Raw genomic sequence first — 2,812 nt, forward strand, 5'->3', positions numbered from 1 at the left:
GGCCAAGGGCTGCTACAAGGGCCAGGAAACCATTGCCCGGGTGCACAACCTCGGACACCCGCCGCGGCGCCTGGTATTCCTCCAGCTGGACGGCTCCCAGCACACCATGCCCATGCCGGGGAACCCGGTGATGCTTGGCGAGCGCAAGGTCGGCGTGGTGACCTCCGTGGCCCAGCATTATGAGATGGGCCCTGTAGCCCTGGCTGTCATTAAGCGGTCCGTGGCACCTGATGAAATACTGACCGTCATGGACGGCGAGGAACCGTATACCGCCGTCCAGGAAGTGATTGTTGCTCCCGACGCCGGCCAGGTGGTGGGACGCCAGACCGGATTCCTCAGGGGGACACACTGATGACAGAAAACGCCGCGCCGGGCCCGGAGACATCCGGCGCTCCCGACGCTCCCAACGACGAGGCCGTGGCACTCGCCCACCGGCTCTTCCAGGCCGCCCGCGACGGCGATACCGCCCTCCTGCGCAGCTACCTTGACGCCGGCGCACCTGCCACCATGACCAACGCTGCCGGCGATTCCCTGCTGATGCTGGCCGCGTACCACGGCCATGCGGAGACGGTGCAGCTGCTGGTCCAGCACGGGGGAGAAGCCAACACCGCCAATGACCGCGGGCAGACCCCGCTGGCCGGTGCCGCCTTCAAGGGCTACGCCGATGTGGCCCGCGTGCTGCTGGACGCCGGAGCAGACCCGGACGCCGGCGCACCCTCGGCCCGCGCCGCTGCCCGGATGTTTGCCCGCACCGAGATCCTCGACCTCCTCGGATAGTCCGGACACTGTCCGGGCCGATCCGCCGCCGTCGGACAGTTTGGCCGGGACAGCCCGGCAGCCCACAACCCGCTAAGGAAATCCGTGGAAAACGTAGCAAGGCCGTGGCCTGCCCTCTGGTCCCTGGTGATCGGCTTCTTCATGATCCTGATCGACACCACCATCGTCTCGGTGGCCAACCCCAGCATCATGGAAGGCCTGGGCACGGACATCAACGCGGTGATCTGGGTGACCAGCGCCTACCTTCTGGCCTACGCCGTGCCGCTCCTCATCACCGGACGCCTCGGTGACCGGTTCGGACCCAAGAAGCTCTACCTCGCGGGCCTGGTGGTGTTCACCCTCGCCTCACTGTGGTGCGGGCTCGCCGGCGATATCCGGACCCTCATCCTCGCCAGGGTCCTCCAGGGCCTTGGTGCGGCCATCATGACGCCGCAGACCATGGCCGTGATCACCCGCATCTTCCCGCCGGACCGCCGCGGCGCCGCCATGGGTCTTTGGGGAGCCACCGCCGGATTGGCCACCCTGGTAGGGCCCATCCTCGGCGGCGTCCTGGTGGACAGCCTGGGCTGGGAATGGATCTTCTTCATCAACGTACCGGTGGGCATCGTGGGCTTCATCCTCGCCTGGCGCTTCGTCCCGTCCCTCAGCACCCACCCGCACAAATTCGATATCCCGGGCGTCCTGCTCAGCGCCGTCGGCCTCTTCCTGCTGGTGTTCGGCATCCAGGAGGGCGAAACCTACAACTGGGGCACCATCGCCGGCCCCATCAGTGTCTGGGGCCTCATCATCGCCGGCATCGTGGTGCTCACCGCCTTCATCGTCTGGCAGCGCTTCAACAAGGGTGAGCCGCTGCTGCCGCTGGACCTGTTCCGGGACCGCAACTTCTCGCTGGCGAACATCGGCATCACCACGGTCGGGTTCACCGTAACGGCATTCGCGCTGCCGCTGATTTTCTACTACCAGATGGTCCGCGGCATGACCCCTACCCAATCGGCGCTCATGATGGTGCCCATGGCCCTGATCTCCGGCGGCCTTGCACCGGTGGTGGGCAAGATCATCGACCGCGTGAACCCGAAGTACATAGCCGCCGGCGGGCTGGTGCTGATGGCCGTGGCATTGTTCTGGAACTCTGCCCTGATGCACCCGGACACTCCCATCCTGCTCTTCCTCCTGCCCAGCGCAGTCCTGGGGTTTGCCAACGCCGGCATCTGGGCGCCCCTGAGCTCCACGGCCACCCGCAACCTGCCGCCGCGCCAGGCGGGCGCCGGGTCCGGGGTCTACAACACCACCCGGCAGATCGGCGCGGTGCTCGGCAGTGCTGCCGTTGCTGTGCTGATTCAGGCAAGGCTCGCGGCCGAGCTCCCGGCCTCCGGGCCCGGCGCGGAGGGCCCCGCCATGACCGGACGGCTGCCCGATGCCCTCCACGAAGGATTCTCGACGGCGATGGGCCAGTCCATCCTGCTTCCCGCCTGTGTGATCCTGATCGGTGCCGCCGTGGCGCTGTTCTTCGCCAGGCCGCAGGCAGCCAATACCTGGAGTGGCCCGGCCCGGCCAGCGGCTGGGGCTGAAGCGGGCAGCGCCACCCGCCAGGCGTAGCTACCCCTCGGTACCCCGGCCCAGGTGGACGCTGGTCTGGATTCCGCCCGCCGCCATTCCGAGCTTCCGCCCCAGCGCCAAGGCGCCGGTGTTGCTGACTTCGGCGCGCCACTGGATGGTGAGGCCTGCCGCGAGGGCCTCGTGGGCAGCGATGGAGGCGGCCAGGGATCCCAGCCCGCGCCGCCGCCACTCAGGGTCCACCAGGACACCGAGGTGGCCCAGGAGCCCCTCCCACTCGGTGTAGGCGCCGCAGGCCACCGGGACCCGCCGGCCATCCACTTCATGAATGACCGTGTACCGGTTTTCGAGGTCGGAGAGCCCCACTTCATTGACGTCGTCCGGCGGGCACAGCCCCTCCAGCTCGATCGCTTCCGGGTTGCCATGGGAAACGGTCAGCTCTTCTGAGGGCTGTTTCAGCGGCAGGTCGTCGGCAAAGAAC

At 67.9% G+C, this 2,812-nt stretch carries 4 protein-coding genes; 3 read left to right on the top strand and 1 reads right to left on the bottom strand.

Going from position 1 to position 2,812, the window contains the following annotated elements; translation table 11 throughout:
- The 3 genes from ygfZ to DBR22_RS15365 all read left to right on the top strand — a co-directional run.
- Positions 1–352, top strand: a 352-nt coding sequence (gene ygfZ / locus DBR22_RS15355; protein WP_308810219.1) for a CAF17-like 4Fe-4S cluster assembly/insertion protein YgfZ, incomplete at its 5' end; no start/stop codon positions are given.
- A complete protein-coding gene (locus tag DBR22_RS15360; RefSeq protein WP_108599744.1) occupies positions 352–777 on the top strand; it encodes an ankyrin repeat domain-containing protein in 426 nt (141 codons plus the stop codon). The genes ygfZ and DBR22_RS15360, both read left to right, overlap by 1 nt.
- 84 nt (positions 778–861) lie before the next feature.
- The gene (locus DBR22_RS15365; RefSeq protein WP_108599745.1) at positions 862–2,373 is read left to right on the top strand and encodes a DHA2 family efflux MFS transporter permease subunit; all 1,512 of its coding nucleotides are present in this window, start codon (positions 862–864) and stop codon (positions 2,371–2,373) included.
- Here DBR22_RS15365 and DBR22_RS15370 read toward each other — a convergent pair.
- On the bottom strand, positions 2,374–2,812 hold a 439-nt coding region (locus tag DBR22_RS15370; protein ID WP_258229231.1), incomplete at its 5' end, for a GNAT family N-acetyltransferase.

The sequence above is a fragment of the Arthrobacter sp. HMWF013 genome, assembly GCF_003061105.1.
Lineage (GTDB): Bacteria > Actinomycetota > Actinomycetes > Actinomycetales > Micrococcaceae > Arthrobacter.